This is a genomic window from Caldimonas thermodepolymerans, assembly GCF_015476235.1.
Classification (GTDB): domain Bacteria; phylum Pseudomonadota; class Gammaproteobacteria; order Burkholderiales; family Burkholderiaceae_C; genus Caldimonas; species Caldimonas thermodepolymerans.
Genome location: NZ_CP064338.1, coordinates 143,612 through 166,368 on the forward strand (window position 1 = coordinate 143,612; position 22,757 = coordinate 166,368).

Below are 22,757 nucleotides of genomic sequence, written 5' to 3' on the forward strand. Positions count from 1 at the left end.
CGGCGTCGCATCGTGCGCCTCACCGGCTCGCCGCCTGCGTGAAGTACGGCAGGAACACCGCGTTGCCGCGCCCGGCGGTGCCGCGGATCCATTCCAGCGAGAACTTCTCGCCCAGGCGCTTGAGCTCGCGCGCCAGGATGGCGCCGGGCGGCTCCACCGTCATGCCGCGCGCGGCCAGCGCCTGCCGGGCGGCGCCGGCCTCGTCCTGGCTCATCTGCCAGCCGCGCTGCTGCGCGACGGCCGCCGCGTCCAGCACGCGGCCCTGGTGCTCGGGCGGCAGCGCGTCGAACGCGGCCAGGCGCACCAGCACCGCGTTCTTCGGGATCCAGGCGTGGATGTCGTAGAAGTGTCTCAGTCCGTTCCAGGCCTCGCTGTCCACGCCGGTGGCCGCCGAGGTCAGCATCGCGTCGATGCGGCCGGTGCGGATCGCCTCGGGCAGCTCCACCGCGCCGATCTCGACCGGCTGCGCCTGCACGTAGGCGGCGAAGCGCCGCGTGGTCTCGTTGTAGACCCGAAAGCGCATGCCGCGCAGGTCGGCGATGCTGCCCACGGGACGGCGGGCATAGAGCCCTTGCGGTGGCCAGGGCACGTCGAACAGCAGCCGCAGCCCCAGCGCGCGGGCGTCCTGGTCGATGAAGGCGCGCGAGATCCCGGCCAGCCGCCGGGCGTCCTCGTAGCCGGAGACGACGAAGGGCACGGCGTCGACGTCGGCCAGCGGCAGCTGCGCCGCGCTGCCGCTGAGCAGCACCTCGCCGGCCTCGAAGCGGCCGGCGCGCAGGCCGTCGAGGATCTCCGGCAGCGGGGCCAGCTGGCCGCCCGCATGCACGTCGATGCGCAGCGCACCGCCGGTGGCGGCTTGCACGTCCTGCGCGAAGCGCTCGATGTTGCGCGCATGGAAGCCGTGCGCCGGGTAGCCGGTGGCGAGCTGCCAGGTGCGCACGCGGTCGGCGGAGGCCGCGCGCACCGGCCCCCGGCCTGCGGCGATGGCGGCGGCTGCCAGGGCCTGCAGCCAGGCGCGCCGGCTGCACCGGCGGGCCGGCACGGGCATCCGGCCGGCCCCGTCGACCTCAGGCCTGCGGTCCATAGCCGCCGCCTCCGGGGGTCTCGATCACGAAGCAGTCGCCGGGGCCCATCTCGACCGACCCGATGTGCGTCAGCGCCTGCACGCTGCCGTCGGCGCGCAGCACGTAGTTGCGTCCCGGCTCGCCGGGGGCGCCGCCGGCCAGGCCGAAGGCCGCCGTCGAGCGGCCGTTGGAGAGGATGGAGGCGGTCATCGGCTCGAGGAAGCGCACCACGCGCGTGCCGCCGTCGCCGCCGCGGAAGCGGCCCGCCCCGCCGGAGCCGGCGCGGATCTCGAAGCGCTCCAGCCGCACCGGGTAGCGGAACTCCAGCACTTCCGGGTCGGTGAGCCGCGAGTTGGTCATGTGCGTCTGCACGACGCTGGTGCCGTCGAAGCCCTGCAGCCCGGGGCCGTCGGCGCCGATGTGGATGCCCGCGCCGGAGCCGCCGGCGATGGTCTCGTAGTACTGGTACTCGTCGTTGCCGAAGGTGAAGTTGTTCATCGTCGGCTGGCTGCCGGCCAGCACGCCCAGCGCGCCGTACAGCGCGTTGGTCACGCAGGTCGAGACCTCCACGTTGCCGGCCACCACCGCCGCCGGCGGGCGCGGGTTGAGCATCGAGCCCTCGGGCACGATCACCTCGATGGGCTTGAGGCAGCCGGCGTTGAGCGGGATGTCGTCGTCCACCAGGGTGCGGAACACGTAGAGCACCGCGGCCATCGTGACCGCCTTCGGCGCGTTGAAGTTGTTGGGCATCTGCGCGCTGGTGCCGGTGAAGTCCACCACCGCCGAGCGCTTCTCGCGGTCGATCGTGACGGCGACCCGGATGCGCGAGCCGTTGTCCAGCGGCAGCTCGAAGCGCCCGCCCTGCGACAGCGACGGATCCAGCCGCGCGATGGCCATGCGCACGCTTTCCTCGGCGTTGTCCTGCACGTGCTTCATGTAGGCGCGCACGGTGTCCAGCCCGAACTGCTGCACCATCGCGCGCAGCTCCTGCACGCCCTTCTCGTTGGCCGCGATCTGGGCGCGCAGGTCGGCAAGGTTCTGCTGCGGGTTGCGCGCAGGGTACGGTCCGCCGGACAGCAGGGCGAGGATCTCCGCCTCGCGCAGGCGCCCGCCCTCGACCAGCTTGACGTTGTCCAGCAGCACGCCTTCCTCGTCGATGGTCCGCGAGAACGGCGGCATCGAGCCCGGCGTGGTCCCGCCGATGTCGGCATGGTGGCCGCGCGAGGCCACGTAGAACAGCACCTCGGTGCCCGCCTCGTCGAACACCGGCGTGACCACCGTGACGTCGGGCAGGTGGGTGCCGCCGTGGTACGGGTCGTTGAGCACGTAGACGTCGCCCGGGCGCATGTCGGGATTGCGCGCGATCACGGTCTTGATCGACTCGCTCATCGAGCCCAGGTGCACCGGCATGTGCGGCGCGTTGGCGATCAGGTTGCCCTCGGCGTCGAACAGCGCGCAGGAGAAGTCCAGCCGCTCCTTGATGTTGACCGAGTAGGCGGTGTTCTGCAGGCGCAGCCCCATCTGCTCGGCGATGTTCATGAACAGGTTGTTGAACACCTCCAGCATCACCGGGTCGACCTCGGTACCCACCGCGTGCTGCCGGCGGCGCGGCTGCACGCGCTTGAGCTCGAGGTGGTCGCGCCCGGTGAGCGTGGCCTGCCAGCCCGGCTCGACCACGGTGGTCGCGTTGCGCTCGGCGATGATGGCCGGCCCGTCGATCACGGCGCCGCGCGCCAGGTCCTCGCGCCGGTACAGCCCCGCGTCCTGCCAGCCGTCCTCGGTGTACATGCGCACCACCGCGTGCGCGGCGGGTCGGGAGGGCGGCGCCGGCTGCCCGGCTTCCTCGGGTGCCTCGCCCGGGCCGATCGCCTCCACCGAGACCGATTCGATGACCAGCGCCTTGTCCGGCATCAGGAACGCGAAGCGCTTGCGGTAGGCTGCCTCGAACGCGGTGCGGATCTCGTCCAGGCGGCCCAGCGGCACCACCAGCGCGGTGTCGGTGCCGTCGTAGCGCACGTGCACCTTGGGCAGCAACCGCACCTGCGCGGGCGCGAAGCCCTGGCGCACGATCTCCTCGCGCGCCTCGGCGCCGATGCGCTCCAGCGCGTCGCGCGCGGCGTCCAGGCCCGCCTCGTCGAGCGGGCGCTCGACCGAGGCCTCGCGCATCGCGATCTGGTCGGCCAGGCCCATGCCGTAGGCCGACAGCACGCCGGCCAGCGGGTGTACGAACACGCGCGACATGCCGAGCGCGTCGGCCACCAGGCAGGCGTGCTGGCCGCCGGCGCCGCCGAAGCACTGCAGCGTGTACTGCGTGACGTCGTAGCCGCGCGCCACCGAGATCTTCTTCACCGCGTTGGCCATGTTCTGCACGGCGATCTGCAGGAAGCCCTGCGCCAGCTCCTCGGGGCTGACGGCACGTCCCGTGCGCTGCCGCACCTCCTCGGCCAGCGCGGCGAACTTCGCCACCACCACGTCGCGGTCCAGCGGCTGGTCGGCATGCGGGCCGAACACCTTGGGGAAGTAGTCGGGCTGGATCTTGCCGAGCATCACGTTGGCGTCGGTGGTGGCCAGCGGCCCGCCGCGGCGGTAGCAGGCCGGGCCCGGGTTGGCGCCGGCCGACTCGGGGCCGACGCGCAGGCGCGCGCCGTCGAAGCTCAGCAGCGAGCCGCCGCCGGCGGCCACCGTGTGGATGCTCATCATCGGCGCGCGCATGCGCACGCCGGCCACCTGGGTCTCGAAGGCGCGCTCGAACTCGCCGGCGTAGTGCGACACGTCGGTCGAGGTGCCGCCCATGTCGAAGCCGATCACCTTCTGGTGGCCGCCGGCCAGCGCGGTGCGCACCATGCCGACGATGCCGCCGGCCGGGCCCGACAGGATCGCGTCCTTGCCCTGGAAGCGGTCGGCCTGCGTGAGGCCGCCGGAGGACTGCATGAAGTACAGCGGCACGCCGGGCATCTCGCGCGCCACCTGCTCGACGTAGCGGCGCAGGATGGGCGACAGGTAGGCGTCGACCACCGTGGTGTCGCCGCGCGAGACGAACTTCATCAGCGGGCTGACCTCGTGCGAGACCGACACCTGCGTGAAGCCGATCTCGCGCGCCAGCGCCGCGGCGCTGTGCTCGTGCCGGACGTAGCGGTAGCCGTGCATGAAGACGATCGCGCAGGCGCGGATGCCGTCGTCATGGGCACGCTGCAGGGCCGCGCGCAGCGCCTCGAGGTCCAGCGGGCGCACCACCTCGCCGTGCGCGCCGATGCGCTCGTCGGCCTCGATGACGCGCTCGTAGAGCAGCTCGGGCAGCACGATGTGGCGATCGAACAGGCGCGGACGGTTCTGGTAGGCGATGCGCAGCGCGTCGCGGAAGCCGCGCGTGGTCACCAGCACCGTGCGGTCGCCCTTGCGCTCCAGCAGCGCGTTGGTCGCCACCGTGGTGCCCATCTTGACGCACTCGACCCGCTCCGGCGTGATCAGCTCGCCCGGCTGCAGGCCGAGCAGCCGGCGGATGCCCTCGACGGCGGCGTCGCGGTACTGCTCGGGATTCTCGGACAGCAGCTTGGCGGTGGTGATCGTGCCGTCGGGCCGCTTGGCCACGATGTCGGTGAACGTGCCTCCGCGATCGATCCAGAACTGCCAGCGGTTCGTCGAAGTGGTCATGGAGGGCTCCCTGGTCGGAGGTCTGCGCGTGGGGCCGCGCTCAGAGCGAGGCGGCCGCGCGTGCCGCCTGGTCGTACACGCCGGAGAGCACGCGCAGCAGGCGTGCCAGCTCGCCGATCTGCTGGTTCAGCGCGTCGTCGGCCTTGAGCGCGCTGATCAGGCAGGACTCGCGGATCTCGCGGTAGCGCTCGACGTAGTGGCGGCCGAGGTCGGTGGTGGCGTAGGTGACGTCCTTGCCGTTGCGGCTGGACTGCACGACGCCCAGGTTCTGCAGCTTCTTGAGCGAGTAGTTGATGAGGTGCGTGTCCTCGACGTTCATGATGAAGCAGATGTCCGACAGCCGCTTGTCGCGCGCGCGGTGGTGCACGTGGTGCAGCACCAGCACGTCCAGCGGCGTCAGCTCGCGCAGGCCGGCGGCCGACATGCAGTGGACGACCCAGCGCGAGAACGCGTTGTTCGAGACGATCAGGCCGAACTCGAACTCGCTCAGCTCGCGGCTGCGGGGGGAGACCAGGTGCGCCGAGGAGACGATCCTCTCTGGCGCGATTTCTGCGCTGGCGACGGGCTCGGTGCTGCTCATCCTGTTCTTTCGGGCCATGGCGAACCTTTCCGGGTCCTCGTGCGCACCCGCGCGGTGCGCGGCGACCCGCCACGGGGCGCCGCCAGCACGGGTGACGGAGGAAACTCTAGCTCAGTTTGAAAACAAAATGTCGACAAATCGTTGATAGATCGGGAAAGTACTGATATCACATCGTCGTCAGATCCTTACATTTGCGTTGGCAAGGTCTGGCCTCGATCTTGCATTTTTCGTGGCCATCCGCGGCAAGCGCCGCGTCCTACCTGCAAGGAGCTTCCATGTTCAAGAGATCACTTGCTGCACTCGCTCTCGGTGGCCTGGCGCTCGGCGCCGCGGCCCAGACCAAGTGGGACCTGGCGTCCGCCTATCCGCCGAACAACTTCCACACCGAAAACCTGGTCCAGTTCGGCAAGGACGTGGCCGAGGCCACGGGCGGGAAGCTGCAGATCACCGTCCACTCCAACGCCTCGCTGTTCAAGGCGCCCGAGATCAAGCGCGCGGTGCAGGGCAACCAGGTGCAGCTGGGCGAGATCCTGCTGGTCAACTACCAGAACGAATGGCAGCTGTTCGGCGTCGACGGCCTGCCTTTCCTGGCCACCAGCTACGCCGAGGCGCGCAAGCTCCACGTCGCGCAGAAGCCGGTGCTGCAGAAGCGCCTCGCCGACCAGGGCATGGTGCTGCTGTACACCGTGGCCTGGCCGCCGCAGGGCCTGTTCTCGAAGAAGCCGATCAGCTCGCTGGACGACCTCAAGGGCTCCAAGTGGCGCGCCTACAGCCCGTCGACCTCGCGCATCGCCGAGCTGATCGGCGCGCAGCCGGTCACGGTGCAGGCGGCCGAACTCTCGCAGGCGCTGGCCACCGGCGTGGTCGAGTCGTTCATGACCTCCGGCGCCACCGGCTACGACAGCAAGGTCTTCGAGCACCTGAAGTACTACTACAACTTCCAGGCCTGGCTGCCCAAGAACGCGGTCATCATGAACAAGCGTGCCTTCGACGCGCTGGACAAGGCCACGCAGGACGCGGTGCTCAAGGCCGCCGCCGCCGCCGAGGAGCGCGGCTGGAAGGTCTCGGAGGAGAAGGACCGCGAGTACCTCGACCTGCTCAAGAAGAACGGCATGGAGATCGTCGAGCCCTCGCCGCAGCTCAAGGAGCAGCTGCGCAAGCAGGTCGGCGAGCCGATGCTCAAGGAGTGGCTCGAGAAGGCCGGTCCCGAGGGCAAGGCCGTGGTTGAGGCCTTCCAGAAGTCCTGACGATGCGCCGCCTGCTCGATGCGCTCTACGACGGCGCGGCCTGGCTGGCGGCCCTGCTGATGGTCGGCACGCTGCTGGCGGTGCTCGCCAGCATGCTCGACCGCATCGTCACCCTGCCGGTGCGCGGCCTCGATGCGTACGCAGGCTACTGCATGGCCGGCGCCGGGTTCCTGGCGCTGGCCCACACCCTCAAGCGCGGCGAGCACATCCGGGTCACGCTGCTGCTCAACAGCGTGCGCCCGGCCGCGCGCCGCGTGCTGGAGCTGTGGTGCCTGGTCATCGCGGTGGTGCTCAGCGGCGCGTTCGCCTTCTACAGCGCGCGCCTGGTGTGGGAGTCGTACCAGTTCAACGACATCTCCACGGGTTTCGACGCCACGCCGCTGTGGATCCCGCAGCTGTCGATGGCCGTCGGCGGGCTGGTGTTCTTCATCGCCTTCGTCGACGAACTGGTCCTGGAGCTGCTGCACAAGCGCGAGCGTCCGGCTTCGGCCGAGCTGAAGTTCAACGAATGAGCGCACCACGATGAACAACGACCTGGTGATCACGGTCCTCTTGATCTTCAGCCTGTTCGCGCTGCTGGGCAGTGGCGTGTGGATCGGGCTCACGCTCACCGGCGTGGCCTGGATCGGCATGCAGCTGTTCAGCGCGCGTCCGGCCGGCGACGCGATGGCCGTGACGATCTGGGGGTCGGCTTCGTCCTGGACGCTCACGGCGCTGCCGCTGTTCGTCTGGATGGGCGAGATCCTGTTCCGCACCAAGCTCTCGGAGGACATGTTCAAGGGGCTGGCCCCCTGGATGAACCGGCTGCCCGGCCGCCTGCTGCACACCAACGTGATCGGCTGCACCATCTTCGCGGCCGTCTCGGGATCGAGCGCGGCCACCTGCGCGACCATCGGCAAGATGGCGCTGCCCGAGTTGAAGTCGCGCGGCTATCCCGACGGCATCAGCATCGGCACGCTGGCCGGCGCCGGCACGCTGGGGCTGCTGATCCCGCCGTCGCTGATCATGATCGTCTACGGCGTCACGGCCGACGTCTCGATCGCGCGGCTGTTCGCCGCGGGCGTGCTGCCCGGGCTGATGGTGGCGGCACTGATGATGGGCTACGTGATGATCTGGGCGCTGCTGAACCCGCAGAAGGTGCCCGCGGCCGACGCCTCGATGCGCTTCGTCGACAAGCTCCGGGCCTCGCGCAGCCTGATCCCGGTGGTGCTGCTGATCCTGGCCGTGCTCGGCTCGATCTACACGGGCCTGGCCACCGCGACCGAGGCCGCGGGCCTGGGCGTGGTCGGCGCGCTGGTCCTGTCGGCCTGCCAGGGGTCGCTGAACTGGCGCACCTTCCGCGACTCGCTGATGGGCGCCACGCGCCTGTACTGCATGATCGCGCTGATCCTCTCGGGCGCGGCCTTCCTGACGCTGGCGATGGGCTACATCGGCCTGCCGCGGCACCTGGCCGAGTGGATCGCCTCGCTCGGGCTGTCGCCGTTCATGCTGATCATGGCCCTGATGGTGTTCTACATCGTGCTGGGCTGCTTCCTCGACGGCATCTCGGTGATCGTGCTGACCATGGGCGTGGTGCTGCCCATCGTGCAGACCGCCGGCATCGACCCGATCTGGTTCGGCATCTTCCTGGTGCTGGTGGTCGAGATGGCGCAGATCACGCCCCCGGTGGGCTTCAACCTGTTCGTGCTGCAGGGCATGACCGGCAGGGAGCTGCCGTGGATCGCGCGCGCCTCGGCGCCGATGTTCGTGCTGCTGGTGGCGGCGGTCGGGCTGCTGTACCTGTTTCCCGGGCTGGCGACCTGGCTGCCCCGCCACATGATGGGCTGAGCGCCCGCCGAGCCGCTCAGGCGCCGGGGGCGCGGGCGGCCTCGGCTGCCGCGGCCTCCGCGGGGAAGCGCACCGTCACCCGCGTGCCGCGCGACTGCCCGTCGACGGCCGGGCGCGCGTCGTCGATCACGACCACCGCCTCGTGCTGCTGCGCGATCTCGCGCACGATGGCCAGGCCCAAGCCGCTGCCGTCGACGTCGGTGCCCAGCGCCCGGTAGAACGGCTGGAACACCTTCTCGCGCTCGGCCTCGGGAATGCCCGGCCCGGTGTCCTCCACCTGCAGCACGCTGACCTGGCCGAACGGGTCGTTGTACATGCGCACCGTCACCGTGCCGCCCTCGGGCGTGTAGAGGATCGCGTTGTCGACCAGGTTGCGCGCCAGCTCCTTGACCAGCAGCGGGTTGCCCAGCACGCGCGGGCCGCGCGCGTCGGCCTGTTCCGGGTCGGGGCCTTCGTAGCCGAGGTCGATGCGCTTTTCCATCGCGCGCGGGAAGAACTCGTGCACCGCATCCATCGCGATGCGTGCCAGCGGCACCTCGTGGCGGTGCGCCAGCTGTCCCTGGTTCTCGGCGCGCGCCAGCGACAGCAGCTGGTTGACCATGTGCGCGGCGCGCTGGCTGGAGCGCGCGATCTGCCGCAGCGACTTCTTCAGCTCCTGCGGGTCGCGCTGCCCGGCGTCGATCTCGCGCTGCGCGAGCTCGGCCTGCATGCGCAGGCCCGCCAGCGGGGTCTTGAGCTGGTGCGCCGCATCGGCGAGGAAGTGCTTCTGCGTCTGCAGCGACTGGTCCAGCCGCGCCAGCAGGTCGTTGATCGAGCGCACCAGCGGCGCCACTTCCTCCGGCGCCTCGCGCTCGTCGATCGGGCTCAGGTCGTCGCTGCGGCGGCGCCGGATGCGCTGCTGCAGCTCCGACAGCGGCGCGATGCCGCGCGACAGCGCCAGCCACACCAGCAGCACCGCCACCGGCAGGATCAGGAACTGCGGCAGGATCACGCCCTTGATGATCTCGGTGGCCAGCTGCGAGCGCTTGTTCAGCGTCTCGGCCACCTGCACCAGCGCCGGGCCGTCGTCGGGCGCGCTGGCCAGCTGCACCCAGACGTAGGCCACCCGCACCGGCTCGTGGTGCGTCTCGTCGTTGCGCAGCAGCACCTCGCCGGGGCGCGCCGGCCCGTCATCCGGCACCGGCAGCTCGCGGTCGCCGCTGACGTACTCGCCGCGCGTGCCGAGCACCTGGAAGTAGACGGTGTCGACGTTGTCGGCGCGCAGGAACTCCGACAGCACGCCGGGCAGCTGTCCCATCGCCCCTTCGGAGGACGCGATGTGGTGCGCCAGCGCCCGCGCGGTCTCGCGCAGCGCGTGGTCGAACGGGCGGTTGGCGATGTTCTCTGCCACCAGCCAGGTCAGCGCCACGCTCATCGGCCACAGCATCAGCAGCGGGGCGAGCATCCAGTCCAGGATCTCGCCGAACAGCGAACGCTGCTCGCGCGGACCGGGGCCGGTCGCGAAGGGTTTGGGCGGCATCAGGAGACGGGTCGCAGCGGCGGACGGTCAGTTGGGGATCTTCTCCAGGCAGTACCCCAGGCCGCGCACGGTGGCGATGCGCACCGGCCCCTGCTCGATCTTCTTGCGCAGGCGATGGATGTAGACCTCGATCGCGTTGTTGCTGACTTCCTCGCCCCACTCGCACAGCCGCTCGACCAGCTGGTCCTTGCTGACCAGCCGCCCGGCGCGCTGCAGCAGCACTTCCAGCAGGCTCAGCTCGCGCGCCGACAGCTCGATCATCTGGTCGTTCATGTAGGCGACCCGGCCGGTCTGGTCGAAGGTCAGCGGCCCGTGGCGGATCACGCTGGAGGCCACCCCCAGCCCGCGGCGCGTCAGCGCGCGCACGCGCGCTTCCAGTTCCGCCAGCGAGAACGGCTTGGCCATGTAATCGTCGGCGCCCAGGTCCAGGCCCTTGACGCGCTCCTCGACGCTGTCGGCCGCGGTGAGGATCAGCACCGGGGTGGTGGCGCCGCGCGCGCGCAGGCGCTTGAGCACTTCCAGCCCGTGCATCTTGGGCAGGCCGAGGTCCAGGATGACGAGGTCGAATTCGTGCGAGGACAGGGCGGCGTCGGCCTCGGTGCCGGTGCCGAGCTGGTCGACCGCGTAGCCCGAGCTGCGCAACGAGCGCAACAGCCCGTCGGCGAGCACTTGATCGTCTTCGGCGATCAGGATGCGCATTCCTTGTCTCCTGCAGCTTGGGTATCGTCGTTGGCGTGGGCGCTGCAATGGCCGATTGTAGGTGCCGCGCCGCCGGCTGCACGTTGCGGCGCCGCAAGGCCGTGCCGGCCCGTGTGCGGCATGTCCCTGGCGCCCGATTACTGTACAAACATCCAGCTTCTGCGATAATGCACCGGATCTTTGGAGAACCGAATGGACGCACCGAACAAATCCGCTCTCAGCACTGAAAAGGCCAAGGCCCTGCAGGCCGCGCTGGCCCAGATCGAAAAGCAGTTCGGCAAGGGCTCCATCATGCGCCTGGGCGAGGGCGACGCGGCCGAGGACATCCAGGTCGTCTCCACCGGCTCGCTGGGCCTGGACATCGCGCTGGGCGTGGGCGGCCTGCCGCGCGGCCGCGTGATCGAGATCTACGGCCCCGAATCCTCGGGCAAGACCACGCTGACGCTGCAGGTCATCGCCGAGATGCAGAAGCAGGGCGGCGTGTGCGCCTTCATCGACGCCGAACACGCGCTGGACGTGCAGTACGCGCAGAAGCTGGGCGTCAACCTGCAGGACCTGCTGATTTCCCAGCCCGACACCGGCGAGCAGGCGCTGGAGATCGTCGACGCGCTGGTGCGTTCCGGCTCGGTGGACCTGATCGTGGTCGACTCGGTCGCGGCGCTGACGCCCAAGGCCGAGCTCGAAGGCGAGATGGGCGACGCGCTGCCCGGCCTGCAGGCCCGCCTGATGAGCCAGGCCCTGCGCAAGCTGACCGCCACGATCAAGAAGACCAACTGCATGGTCATCTTCATCAACCAGATCCGGATGAAGATCGGCGTGATGTTCGGCAGCCCGGAGACCACCACCGGCGGCAACGCGCTGAAGTTCTATTCCTCGGTGCGCCTGGACATCCGCCGCGTCGGTTCCATCAAGAAGGGCGACGAGGTCATCGGCAGCGAGACCAAGGTCAAGGTGGTCAAGAACAAGGTGTCCCCGCCGTTCAAGACCGCCGATTTCGACATCCTCTACGGCGAGGGCATCAGCCGCGAGGGCGAGATCATCGACCTGGGCGTGAACGCCCGGGTGATCGAGAAGTCCGGCGCCTGGTACGCCTACAACGGCGAGAAGATCGGCCAGGGCAAGGACAACGCGCGCGAATTCCTGAAGGAAAACCCCGACCTCGCCTTCGAGATCGAGAACAAGGTGCGCGCCGCGCTGGGCGTGCCGCTGCTGGCCGGCGCCGAGAAGCCCGCCGCGGCCGAGAAGCCCAACGGCAAGGGGGGCAAGGCCGCCAAGGAAGCCAAGGACGCCAAGGACGCCGGCGAGTAAGCCGGGCCGCCCGGCTGCGCGATGGGGTTCGGCAAGCTCTCGCTCAAGGGCCGGGCGCTCAAATACCTGGCCGCGCGCGAGCACTCGCGCGCCGAGCTCGAGCGCAAGCTGCGTCCCTACGAGGAAGAGCCCGGGCAGGTCGAAGCCGCGCTGGACGAACTGCAGGCCAAGGGCCTGCTGTCCGAGGCGCGTTTCGTCCAATCGCTGGTCCACCGCAAGGCCGCACGCTACGGCGCGGCCCGCATCCGCCAGGAGCTGAACGCCCACGGGCTGGACGACGAGGCCGTCGGCGCGGCGGTGCGCCAGCTGCAGGCCACCGAGTACGAGCGCGCGCTGGCCGTGTGGCAGAAGAAGTTCGGCCAGCCGGCCGACGACCCGGCCGGGCGCGCGAAACAGATGCGGTTCCTGGCCGGTCGCGGGTTCTCGCCGGAGGTGATCCGGCGCGTGGTGCGTGGGGTCGATCCCGATTGACCGCGGCACCCGTCAGGTTTGGTGCAGCGCACCATGATAAAGTCACGGGTTCGCCGAAACAGGCCTGAAACCCGCCAGCATCCGCCGCTGACAATGGCACTTCCCCCGGCTGCCCCGCACCGCCAGCTGAAGCATCGCCGCAGCATCGACCTTGCCGTCTATGCGCGCGGCGACGGGCTTTGGGAAGTCGATGCCCGCCTGACCGACGTGAAGACGCGCGACTTTCCGCTGGCCAGCGGCGTGCGTGCGGCCGGCGAGCCGGTGCACGACATGACGCTGCGCCTGGTGGTCAACGAGCGCTTCGACATCCTCGAAGCCGGCGCCGAGTCGCACAGCGTGCCGTATCCGGGCCATTGCGAGGCCTACGGCGACGCCTATGCCCGCCTGGTCGGGCTCAACCTGCTCAAGGGATTCCGCCACGCCGTCAAGGAGCGCCTGGGCGGCGTCCAGGGCTGCACCCACATCACCGAGCTGGCCCAGGTGCTGCCCACCGCCGTGATCCAGGCCTTTGCCGGCGAAGTCATCCACACCCAGGAAAGCAGCGAGACTCGGCCGTTCCAGATCGACCGCTGCCACGCGCTGCGCGCCGACGGCGAGACAGTGCGCCTGTATTACCCGCGCTGGTACCGGCAACCGACCGGGCCGGGCATTTCCGTAGACGACCCAGAGAGAGTCACACCATGAAGATTCATGAGTACCAAGGCAAGGAGATCTTGCGCAACTTCGGTGTGCCGGTGCCGCGCGGCTACCCCGCCTTCACCGTGCAGGAAGCGATCGAAGCAGCCCAGAAGCTGGGCGGCCCGGTCTGGGTCGTCAAGGCGCAGATCCACGCCGGCGGCCGCGGCAAGGGCGGCGGCGTGAAGCTGGCCCGCTCCATCGACGAGGTCAAGACGCTGGCCGAGCAGATCCTCGGCATGCAGCTGGTCACGCACCAGACCGGCCCCGAAGGCCAGAAGGTGCGCCGCCTGCTGATCGAGGAAGGCGCCGACATCAAGAAGGAATACTACGTCGCCGCCGTGACCGACCGCGGCACGCAGAAGGTCGCGATGATGGCCTCCAGCGAAGGCGGCATGGAGATCGAGGAAGTCGCCGCCAAGACCCCCGAGAAGATCATCAAGGTCTTCGTGGACCCGCTGGTGGGCCTGACCGACGAGCAGGCCAAGCAGCTGGCCACCGGCATCGGCGTGCCCGAGGGCTCCGTCGCGCAGGCGGTCGAGGTGTTCAAGAACCTGTACCGCTGCTACATGGAGACCGACGCCTCGCTGGCCGAGATCAACCCGCTGATCCTGGAAGGCAACGGCAACATCAAGGCGCTGGACGCGAAGTTCAACTTCGACAGCAACGCCCTGTTCCGCCATCCCGAGGTCGTCGCCTACCGTGACCTGGACGAGGAAGATCCCGCCGAGGTCGAGGCGTCCAAGTTCGACCTGGCCTACATCAGCCTGGACGGCAACATCGGCTGCCTGGTCAACGGCGCGGGCCTGGCGATGGCCACGATGGACACCATCAAGCTGTTCGGCGGCGAGCCGGCCAACTTCCTGGACGTGGGCGGCGGCGCGACGGCCGAGAAGGTGACCGAGGCCTTCAAGATCATGCTGAAGAACCCGAACGTGAAGGCCATCCTGGTCAACATCTTCGGCGGCATCATGCGCTGCGACGTGATCGCCGACGGCGTCATCACCGCCAGCCGCGCGGTGGGCCTGAAGGTGCCGCTGGTGGTGCGCATGAAGGGCACCAACGAAGACCTGGGCAAGAAGATGCTGGCCGAATCCGGCCTGCCCATCATCTCCGCCGACACGATGGCCGAAGCCGCGCAGAAGGTCGTGGCCGCGGTGCAGTAATTGCCCTGAGAGGAATCCGAAATGAGCATCCTGATCAACAAGGACACCAAAGTCATCACCCAGGGCATCACCGGCAAGACGGGCCAGTTCCACACCCGCATGTGCCGTGACTATGCCAACGGCAAGAACTGCTTCGTCGCCGGCGTGAACCCGAAGAAGGCCGGAGAGGACTTCGAGGGCATCCCCATCTACGCCACCGTCTCCGAAGCGGCCAAGGCCACCGGTGCGACGGTCAGCGTGATCTACGTGCCGCCCGCGGGCGCTGCTGCGGCGATCTGGGAAGCCGTCGAGGCCGACCTGGACCTGGTGATCTGCATCACCGAAGGCATCCCGGTGCGCGACATGCTGATGGTGCGCAACAAGATGAAGCAGAAGGAAGCCGCCGGCGGCAAGAAGACGCTGCTGCTGGGCCCCAACTGCCCGGGCCTGATCACGCCCGACGAGATCAAGATCGGCATCATGCCCGGCCACATCCACAAGAAGGGCCGCATCGGCGTGGTGTCGCGCTCCGGCACGCTGACCTATGAAGCCGTGGCGCAGCTGACCGAGCTGGGCCTGGGCCAGTCCAGCGCGGTGGGCATCGGCGGCGACCCGATCAACGGGCTGAAGCACATCGACGTGATGAAGATGTTCAACGACGATCCGGACACCGACGCCGTCATCATGATCGGCGAGATCGGCGGCCCGGACGAGGCCGAAGCCGCGCGCTGGTGCAAGGACAACATGAAGAAGCCGGTGGTCGGCTTCATCGCCGGCGTCACCGCGCCTCCGGGCAAGCGCATGGGCCACGCCGGCGCGCTGATCTCGGGCGGCGCCGACACCGCCGAGGCCAAGCTCGCCATCATGGAAGAGTGCGGCTTCAAGGTCACGCGCAACCCGTCCGAGATGGGCAAGCTGCTCAAGAGCGTGCTCTGAGCCCGCGCCCGTCCCGATCCACGAAAGGCCGCTTGCTGCGGCCTTTTTCGCTGCCGATGACCGCGGCCGGGGCGGTGCGTACGTAGTTGTCGCAGCGCCTGCCGGAAGCGCCCGCCTACACTAACAGGTTCGCTCGCGGGGCAACATGCCGGCCCGGGCGCCACGAGATGCAAGAGGACAGAACATGGAGCAATTCCTGACACCCGAGTTCTGGGTGGCCGTCGGGCAGATCATCATGATCGACATCCTGCTCGGCGGCGACAACGCCGTCGTGATCGCCCTGGCCTGCCGCAAGCTGCCGCCGGCACAGCGCAAGATGGGCATCTTCTGGGGCACCTTCGGCGCCATCGCCCTGCGCGTGGTCCTGATCTTCTTCGCCCTGACCCTGCTGCAGATCCCCTACCTGAAGATCGTCGGCGCGCTGCTGCTGCTGTGGATCGGCGTCAAGCTGCTCGCGCCCGAGGACGACGACGAACACGCCAACATCCAGGCCAGCGACAAGCTCTGGGCGGCGGTCAAGACGGTGATCGTGGCCGACTTCGTGATGAGCCTGGACAACGTCATCGCGATCGCCGGCGCGGCCGAGACCGCGGCCGACCACCACCAGATGCCGCTGGTGATCTTCGGCCTGCTGGTGTCCATCCCCATCATCGTCTGGGGCAGCCAGATGGTGATCAAGCTGATGGACCGCTTCCCGGTCATCATCACGCTGGGCGGCATGCTGCTCGGCTGGATCGCCGGCACGATGATGATCGGCGACCCCGCCGTGGCCGCGCACCTGCCGCAGACCGACATGCTCAAGTACGCCTTCGGCATCGGTGGCGCGCTGCTGGTGCTGGTCGTCGGCAAGCTGCGGGCGGCGCGCACGAAGAAGGCCGAGGAGGCCTCTTCCGACGCCGCCTGACCCTTCTCCGCACCCTCCCGTCTTCCCCGAGGCGGGGGCATCCACCCCTGTGGGGGGCTCCCTTGTGCGCCTCGGGGGGCTCTGCTAACGTGCCAAGTCACTGCCACGAAAGGCACAGAAGCAGGGCATTCCAATGACCAAGAGGAAGGGTGGCGTCTGGCGGGCCGACTGGTTCGTCGGCGTCTGGGTGGTGCTGGGCGTGCTCCTCCTGCATGCCGCGACCGACTTCATCGGCGGCATGGAGCGCCGCTACTACGACTTCGGCATGGCCGGCGCCTCGCGCACGCCGTCCGAGCGCATCGCGGTCATCGCGATCGACGACCAGAGCATCGCCAACATCGGCCGCTGGCCCTGGTCGCGCGACGTGCACGCCCGGCTCATCGACAAGCTCGCGGCGGCCGGCGCCAAGACCATCGTCCACACCGCCTTCTTCTTCGAACCCCAGCAGGACCGCGGCCTGGGCTACATCCGCCGGCTGCGCGAGGTGCCCGGGGTGAGTGAGAACCCACAAGCGGCGCAGCTGCTGCAGGAAGCCGAGGCCGCACTCGACACCGACACCCGGCTGGCCGCCAGCATGAAGAACGCCGGCAACGTGCTGCTGGCGGCCGACCTGCGTCTGGGCGACCCGCTCGGCCGCCCCGACCGGCCCCTGCCCCCGTACGCGCAGGCCAGCACGCTGGACCCGGCCGGCGCCTTCCTCGTCACCGCGATCGAGACCCAGCAGCCCATCGCCCTGCTGGGCGCGGCCTCGGCCGGCATCGGCCACCTGCGCCAGCTGCAGGACCCGGACGGCGCGGTGCGCCGCGACGCGCTGCTGATCGACTACTACGGCCGCGCCGTGCCCTCGCTGCCGCTGCTGGCCGCCGCCAGCAGCCTGAACCTCGGCATCGGCGACGTGCGCGTGGGCTCCGGCGACGTGATCGAGCTCGGGCGCCTGAGGATCGTCACCGACGGCGCGGCGTTGATGCGTCCTCACTTCTACGCCAGCGACGGCCGGCCGGCGTTCCCGATCGATTCCTTCTTCGACGTCCTGAACGACAAGATCCCCGCCTCCAAGTACGCCGGCAAGATCGTGCTGATCGGCGCCACCGCGGCCGGCGTGGGCACCACGCTGCCGACGCCGGTGGCCGCGTCGATGACGCCGGTCGAGACGATGGCGCACATCACCTCCAGCATCCTGTCCGAGCACTTCGTCACCTCGCCCGGCTGGGCGCAGGGCCTGTCGCTCGGTGCGGTGGTGCTGGTCGCGCTGTACCTGATCGTGCTGCTGCCGCGGCTGTCCGCCGGGGTCGGCGCCACCGCCACCGCGGTGGTGCTGCTGGTGCTGCTGGCCGGCGAGCTGCTGCTGCTCAACCGCCTGGCGGTGTGGGTGCAATTCGTGCTGCCGGCCGCGCTGCTGCTGATCGGCCACCTGCTGCTGACCACCAAGCGCTTCCTCGTCACCGAGGCCGGCAAGATCCGCTCCGACGAGGAATCGGCCGAGACCAACCGCATGCTCGGGCTGGCGCTGCAGGGCCAGGGCCAGCTGGACATGGCCTTCGACAAGTTCCGCCGCGTGCCGCTGTCGCCCGCGGTGATGGACAACCTCTACAACCTGGCGCTGGACTTCGAGCGCAAGCGCCAGTTCAACAAGGCGCTGGCCGTCTACGAGCACATGGCCGGCTACGACCGCACCTACAAGGACCTGGAAGCCAAGCTGGCGCGGGCCAGGAACCTGTCCGAGACCGTGATGCTGGGCGCCGGGGCCTCGTCGCCGGGCGGCACCGTGCTGCTGGCCGACGGCCAGGTCGAGAAGCCCATGCTGGGCCGCTACCAGGTCGAGAAGGAGCTGGGCAAGGGCGCGATGGGCGTCGTCTACCTGGGCCGCGACCCCAAGATCGGCCGCATGGTCGCGATCAAGACCATGGCCCTGAGCCAGGAGTTCGAGGGCGCCGAGCTGGAGGACGCGCGCCAGCGCTTCTTCCGCGAGGCGGAGACCGCGGGGCGCCTGCAGCACCCGAACATCGTCACCATCTTCGATGCCGGCGAGGAACACGACCTGGCCTACATCGCGATGGAGTTCCTCAAGGGCCAGGACCTGGTGCCCTACACCCGCGCCGGCGCGCTGCTGCCGCCGGCCACGGTGCTGTCCATCATCGCCCGCGTCGCCGACGCGCTGGCCTACGCCCATGCCCAGGGCGTGGTGCACCGCGACATCAAGCCGGCCAACATCATGTACGACCCGGCCAGCGACACCGTCAAGGTGACGGACTTCGGCATCGCGCGCATCACCGACTCGTCGCGCACCAAGACCGGCATGGTGCTCGGCACCCCCTCGTTCATGTCGCCCGAGCAGATCGCCGGGCGCAAGATCGACGGGCGCAGCGACCTCTATTCGCTGGGCGTGACGCTGTTCCAGCTGCTGACCGGCCAGCTGCCGTTCCGCGGCGAGTCGATGGCCGAGCTCATGTACAAGATCGCCAACGAACCGGCGCCGGACATCCGCACGCTGCGCCCCGACCTGCCCGAGGCGCTGGCCGACATCGTCGCGCTGGCGGTCGAGAAGCGCGCCGAGGTCCGCTACGCCGACGGCCGCCAGCTGGCCGAGGACCTGCGCAAGGTGGCCGAGAGCCTGCAGCAGGCCCAGCCGGGGCCGGCCGCGGCCGACGACGCCACCACCGTGCTGCCCCCCGGGGCGGGTCTCGCGGCGGTGGCGGGGGCGGCGCAGGCGGCCGGCGGCGCGCTGGAACCCACGCTGTGCCTGTCCCCCCGCGACCAAGGGGGCATGCCTTCTGTGGCCGGCGGCGATCCGCGGCACAATCCAGCCCACCCGGCCGCGGCTCCCGCTTCCAAGCCCCGCAACTAGGTGCCGGCTTTGCTTTCCGCTCCCATGCTTTTCGAGTTCTTTTGCCTTACCGACCCGGGTCGAGCCCGCGACAACAACGAGGATTCGGTCGCCGTGGACGAACAGGCAGGCCTGGCCGTCCTGGCCGACGGCATGGGCGGCTACAACGCGGGCGAGATCGCCAGCGGCATGGCCACGGCCTTCATCAAGTCCGAGCTGGGGCGCTGGCTGACCGAGGCCGCGGCCAACGCGTCGGACACCGACGTGCGGCGTGCGATGGACATCTGCGTCGACAACGCCAACCGGGCCATCTTCAACGCCGCCAACTCCAACCCGCAGTACGCCGGCATGGGCACCACGCTGGTGGTGGCGGTGCTGCGCGAGGGGCGGCTGCTGCTGGGGCACATCGGGGACTCCCGGGCATACCGTTTTCGCAACGGCAAGCTGACGCAGATCACGAAGGACCACTCGCTGCTGCAGGAGCAGATCGACGCCGGCCTCATCACCCAGGAGCAGGCGGCATACTCGGCCAACAAGAACCTGGTGACGCGGGCGGTCGGCGTCGAGGACAACGTGCTGCTGGAAACCCACATGCACGACGTGCTCGCCGGCGACGTGATCCTGCTGTGTTCGGACGGGCTGTCCGACATGATCAGCGACGAGCAGATCGCGGCCTTGTTACAAAGTGCCACCGACCTGCGCGAGGCGGGCACCGGGTTGGTCGCAGCGGCGAATGCCGCAGGCGGACGGGATAATATCGCCGTCGTGCTCGTGAGGGCTCAAGGGTCCCCGAACGCCGGCGGTCGTTCCTGGTGGCCGTTCAGGCGCTGAGCGCCGCAGTGTCATTTCAACAGAGGTCAAGCATGGGGAAACTTGTCGTTTCGCTCGACGGAGTGGTGATCAAGGAAGTCCAGCTCACCAAGGACAAGACCACCCTGGGCCGGCGTCCCTACAACGACATCGTCATCGACAACCTGGCCGTCAGCGGCGAGCACGCGGTGCTGCAGATGGTCGGGCAGGACGTCTTCATCGAGGACCTCAACAGCACCAACGGCACCTACATCAACGGCAAGGCCATCAAGAAGCAGCTGCTGGCGCACAACGACACCGTCGAGATCGGCAAGTACAAGATCAAGTACCTGACCGACGAGGCCACCGACTACGAGAAGACCATGGTCATGAAGCCCGGCTCGGCCGGTGCGGCCGCGGGCGGGTACGCGCCGTCGCCGTCGCCGCTGAGCACGCCCTCCGGCTTCGGCGGCCTGGGCACCTCGCCGGTCCCGGCGGCCTCGATCCGGGTGCTCAACGGCGCGGCGGCCGGCCGCGAGGTCAGCCTGACCAAGGTGGTCACCACGGTCGGCAAGCCCGGCGTGCAGGTCGCCTCGATCACCAAGCGCCCGGGCGGCTACGTCTTCGCCCATGTCGAAGGCGCGATGAAGCCCTCGGTCAACGGCAACGTCGTCGGCAGCGACCCGGTCTACCTGAAGAACGGGGACGTCATCGAGCTGGCCGGCACGCAGATGCAGTTCGTCCAGTCCTGAGCCGCCGCTGGCGGAGGCGTGCGCGCGGCAGGGGCCGTGACGGCCGGGGTTGCGCCAACGTTCCGCCGGGGGTGCCGGCAGCGTCCTTCCGGCCCGAGGAAACCGCGTGAACGTCAAGCAGCACTGGCCACGGTGGATGATCACTGCGGCCCTGCTGCTCCTGCTGCTGTTGCATGCGGCCGGCACGCTGCGGCTGGAATTCGTCGAGCGCCTCGACCATTTCGTCTACGACCACCGGCTGCGGCTCGCCATGCCGCGCACGCTGGACGAGCGCATCGTCATCGTCGACATCGACGAGAAGAGCCTTGCCGAGATCGGCGGCTGGCCCTGGAGCCGTGACCGGCTCGCGCAGCTGGCCGACGAGCTGTTCGAGCGCCAGCAGGTGCGCCTGGTCGGCTTCGACATCGTCTTTCCCGAACCGGACCGCAGCTCGGGCCTGGCCCGGCTGGAGCAGCTGGCCGAGGGCGAACTGCAGCACGTGCCCGCCTTCCGCGAGCGGCTGCGGCAGCTGCGCCCGGCGCTGGACCACGACGCGCGCTTCGCCGACGCGCTGCGCGACCGGCCGGTGGTGCTCGGCTACTACTTCACCAGCGACCGCGGCGGGCTGGCCAGCGGCGTCCTGCCCGCGCCGGTGATGGAGCGCAGCGCGCTGGCCGGCCGGCCGGTGCGCTTCACGCGCTGGGACGGCCATGGCGCCAACCTGCCGGTGCTGGCCGAGGCCGCGCCGCATGCCGGCTTCTTCAACGTGCTGCCCGATGCCGACGGCATCGTGCGCTCGGTGCCGCTGCTGGCCGACTACCAGGGCCGCTACTACGAATCGCTGGCGCTGGCGATGTACCGCGGCCTGCACGGCTGGCCGCCGGTGCAGCCGGGCTTCCCGGCCGAGCGCTGGCTGCCGCGCAGCTACCAGGGGCTGGAGAGCCTGCGCCTGCCGGTGGCCGGGGCGGCGGCCCCGCTGACGATCCCGGTGGACGCGCAGGTCGGCGCGCTGGTGCCCTACCGCGGCCCGGGCGGGCCCGGGGGCGGCTCGTTCCGCTACGTGTCGGCGGCCGACGTGCTGGGCGGGCGGCTCGCGCCGGGCGAGCTGCGCGGGCGCATCGTGCTGGTGGGCACCACGGCGCCGGGCATGTACGACCTGCGCGCCACCCCGGTCGGCGAGGTCTATCCCGGCGTCGAGGCCCATGCCAACCTGCTGGCCGGCCTGCTCGACGCGCGCCTGCCGGTGCGGCCCGACTACGCGCTGGGCTACGAGGTCATGATGCTGCTGCTGGTGGGCCTCTCCCTGACCCTGCTGCTGCCCCGGCTGGGGCCGGTGGCCGCGGTGCTGGCCGCCGCCGGCGCCCTGCTGCTGATCCTGGCGCTGGACACCTGGCTGTACCTGGGCGCGCGGCTGGTCATGCCGGTGGCTTCGCTGCTGCTGCTCGCGGCCGCGCTGCTCGCGGTGCACGTGGCCATCGGCTACTTCTTCGAGAACCGCTCGCGCCGGCAGCTCACGCGCCTGTTCGGCGGCTACGTGCCCCCGGAGCTGCTGGCCGAGATGGCCGACCGGCCCGGCCAGCGCTACGACATGGCCCCCGCCAGCAGGCCGCTGACCGTGATGTGCTGCGACCTGCGCCACTTCACCGCGCTGACGGCCTCGCTGGAGGCGGCGCAGGTGCGCGAGCTGCTGGGCCTGTGCCTTGCGCGCATCACCGAGGTGATCCGCGCGCACCGCGGCACGCTGGACAAGTACGTCGGCGATGCGGTGATCGCCTTCTGGGGGGCACCGCTGGACGAGCCGCGCCACGCCGAGCTGGCCGTGCAGGCCGCGCAGGCGCTGGTGCGCGAGGTGCCGGCGCTCAACGCCGAGCTGAAGGCGCGCGGGCTGCCGGAAGTGAGCCTGGGCATCGGCCTGGCCTCCGGCATGACCTGGGTCGGCGACATGGGCTCCGAACTGCGCCGCAACTACACCGCGATGGGCGAGGCCGTGACGCTCGCCCTGCGCGTGGAGGCGCTGGCGCGCAGCTACGGCCTGGACGTGCTGGCCGCCGAAGGCACGCGCGACGCCGCAAACCACCTGCCGTGGCAGGAGGTCGACCGCGTGCTCGTCAAGGGCCGCGACCGGCCGCTCGCGCTCTACACGCCGTTGCCCGCCTCGCCGGACAGCGACAAGGCGCTGGCCAGCGAGCTCATGGCGTGGCATATGGCACTGAAAGCCTACCGCGCGCAGGATTGGGACCAGGCGGACGTCCAACTGTTGAATTTGCAACGCATGAACCCGGACAAGCGGCTGTACAGTCTGTTTGCCTATCGCGTGGCGCATTTGCGCAAGCACCCGCCGCCTGCAGGCTGGGACGGTGCCTTCGAGGCCCGCTAGATCCGCCATA

At 69.8% G+C, this 22,757-nt stretch carries 18 protein-coding genes; 13 read left to right on the plus strand and 5 right to left on the minus strand.

Annotated features, from left to right (window positions below; genetic code table 11):
* Positions 1-19: 19 nt before the first annotated feature.
* From IS481_RS00735 to IS481_RS00745, 3 genes are read right to left on the minus strand one after another with little or no spacing between them, the layout of a single operon-like run.
* Complete coding sequence (locus IS481_RS00735) at positions 20-1,084, minus strand: TRAP transporter substrate-binding protein (RefSeq protein ID WP_104357371.1); 1,065 nt, start codon at positions 1,082-1,084, stop codon at positions 20-22.
* Complete coding sequence (locus IS481_RS00740; RefSeq protein ID WP_104357372.1) at positions 1,068-4,715, minus strand: hydantoinase B/oxoprolinase family protein; 3,648 nt, start codon at positions 4,713-4,715, stop codon at positions 1,068-1,070. The genes IS481_RS00735 and IS481_RS00740 overlap by 17 nt, the downstream gene beginning before the upstream one ends.
* A gap of 40 nt (positions 4,716-4,755) precedes the next feature.
* A complete protein-coding gene (locus IS481_RS00745; RefSeq protein WP_104357373.1) occupies positions 4,756-5,295 on the minus strand; it encodes a winged helix DNA-binding protein in 540 nt (179 codons plus the stop codon).
* A gap of 275 nt (positions 5,296-5,570) precedes the next feature.
* On the opposite strand from IS481_RS00745, the gene IS481_RS00750 reads away from it, so the two are divergent.
* From IS481_RS00750 to IS481_RS00760, 3 genes are read left to right on the plus strand one after another with little or no spacing between them, the layout of a single operon-like run.
* Complete coding sequence (locus tag IS481_RS00750) at positions 5,571-6,542, plus strand: TRAP transporter substrate-binding protein (protein ID WP_104357374.1); 972 nt, start codon at positions 5,571-5,573, stop codon at positions 6,540-6,542.
* A 2-nt stretch (positions 6,543-6,544) separates the two neighbouring features.
* Complete coding sequence (locus IS481_RS00755; protein WP_104357375.1) at positions 6,545-7,054, plus strand: TRAP transporter small permease; 510 nt, start codon at positions 6,545-6,547, stop codon at positions 7,052-7,054.
* Between the two features lie 10 nt (positions 7,055-7,064).
* A complete protein-coding gene (locus tag IS481_RS00760) occupies positions 7,065-8,369 on the plus strand; it encodes a TRAP transporter large permease (protein WP_104357376.1) in 1,305 nt (434 codons plus the stop codon).
* Between the two features lie 16 nt (positions 8,370-8,385).
* Here the strand turns inward: IS481_RS00760 and IS481_RS00765 are convergent, their stop codons facing one another.
* Positions 8,386-9,888 carry a sensor histidine kinase gene (locus IS481_RS00765; RefSeq protein ID WP_104357377.1) on the minus strand — a complete coding sequence of 501 codons (1,503 nt, stop codon included), beginning with the start codon at positions 9,886-9,888 and terminating at the stop codon, positions 8,386-8,388.
* Between the two features lie 27 nt (positions 9,889-9,915).
* Positions 9,916-10,587, minus strand: coding sequence for a response regulator (locus IS481_RS00770; RefSeq protein WP_104357378.1), 672 nt, complete (start codon positions 10,585-10,587; stop codon positions 9,916-9,918).
* 192 nt (positions 10,588-10,779) lie between these two features.
* Here IS481_RS00770 and recA point away from each other — a divergent pair, with 192 nt between their 5' ends.
* The 10 genes from recA (at position 10,780) to IS481_RS00820 (ending at position 22,747) form a co-directional block, all read left to right on the plus strand.
* Positions 10,780-11,895 carry a recombinase RecA gene (gene recA / locus IS481_RS00775; protein ID WP_104357379.1) on the plus strand — a complete coding sequence of 372 codons (1,116 nt, stop codon included), beginning with the start codon at positions 10,780-10,782 and terminating at the stop codon, positions 11,893-11,895.
* A 21-nt stretch (positions 11,896-11,916) separates the two neighbouring features.
* The gene (gene recX / locus IS481_RS00780; RefSeq protein ID WP_104357380.1) at positions 11,917-12,366 is read left to right on the plus strand and encodes a recombination regulator RecX; all 450 of its coding nucleotides are present in this window, start codon (positions 11,917-11,919) and stop codon (positions 12,364-12,366) included.
* A 93-nt stretch (positions 12,367-12,459) separates the two neighbouring features.
* On the plus strand, positions 12,460-13,050 hold the full coding sequence (locus IS481_RS00785; RefSeq protein ID WP_104357381.1) for a DUF2889 domain-containing protein: 591 nt from the start codon (positions 12,460-12,462) through the stop codon (positions 13,048-13,050).
* Complete coding sequence (gene sucC / locus IS481_RS00790) at positions 13,047-14,207, plus strand: ADP-forming succinate--CoA ligase subunit beta (RefSeq protein ID WP_104357382.1); 1,161 nt, start codon at positions 13,047-13,049, stop codon at positions 14,205-14,207. The genes IS481_RS00785 and sucC overlap by 4 nt, the downstream gene beginning before the upstream one ends.
* Positions 14,208-14,228: 21 nt before the next feature.
* Complete coding sequence (gene sucD, locus IS481_RS00795; protein ID WP_104357383.1) at positions 14,229-15,122, plus strand: succinate--CoA ligase subunit alpha; 894 nt, start codon at positions 14,229-14,231, stop codon at positions 15,120-15,122.
* Positions 15,123-15,306: 184 nt separating this feature from the next.
* A complete protein-coding gene (locus IS481_RS00800; RefSeq protein ID WP_104357384.1) occupies positions 15,307-16,026 on the plus strand; it encodes a TerC family protein in 720 nt (239 codons plus the stop codon).
* A gap of 133 nt (positions 16,027-16,159) precedes the next feature.
* Positions 16,160-18,871 carry a CHASE2 domain-containing serine/threonine-protein kinase gene (locus tag IS481_RS00805; protein ID WP_104357385.1) on the plus strand — a complete coding sequence of 904 codons (2,712 nt, stop codon included), beginning with the start codon at positions 16,160-16,162 and terminating at the stop codon, positions 18,869-18,871.
* 24 nt (positions 18,872-18,895) lie between these two features.
* A complete protein-coding gene (locus IS481_RS00810) occupies positions 18,896-19,681 on the plus strand; it encodes a Stp1/IreP family PP2C-type Ser/Thr phosphatase (RefSeq protein WP_104357386.1) in 786 nt (261 codons plus the stop codon).
* Positions 19,682-19,713: 32 nt separating this feature from the next.
* Positions 19,714-20,391 (plus strand): FHA domain-containing protein, encoded by a 678-nt coding sequence (locus tag IS481_RS00815; RefSeq protein WP_104357387.1) that lies wholly within the window; start codon positions 19,714-19,716, stop codon positions 20,389-20,391.
* Positions 20,392-20,497: 106 nt separating this feature from the next.
* The gene (locus IS481_RS00820) at positions 20,498-22,747 is read left to right on the plus strand and encodes a CHASE2 domain-containing protein (protein WP_232529397.1); all 2,250 of its coding nucleotides are present in this window, start codon (positions 20,498-20,500) and stop codon (positions 22,745-22,747) included.
* Positions 22,748-22,757 lie beyond the last annotated feature (10 nt).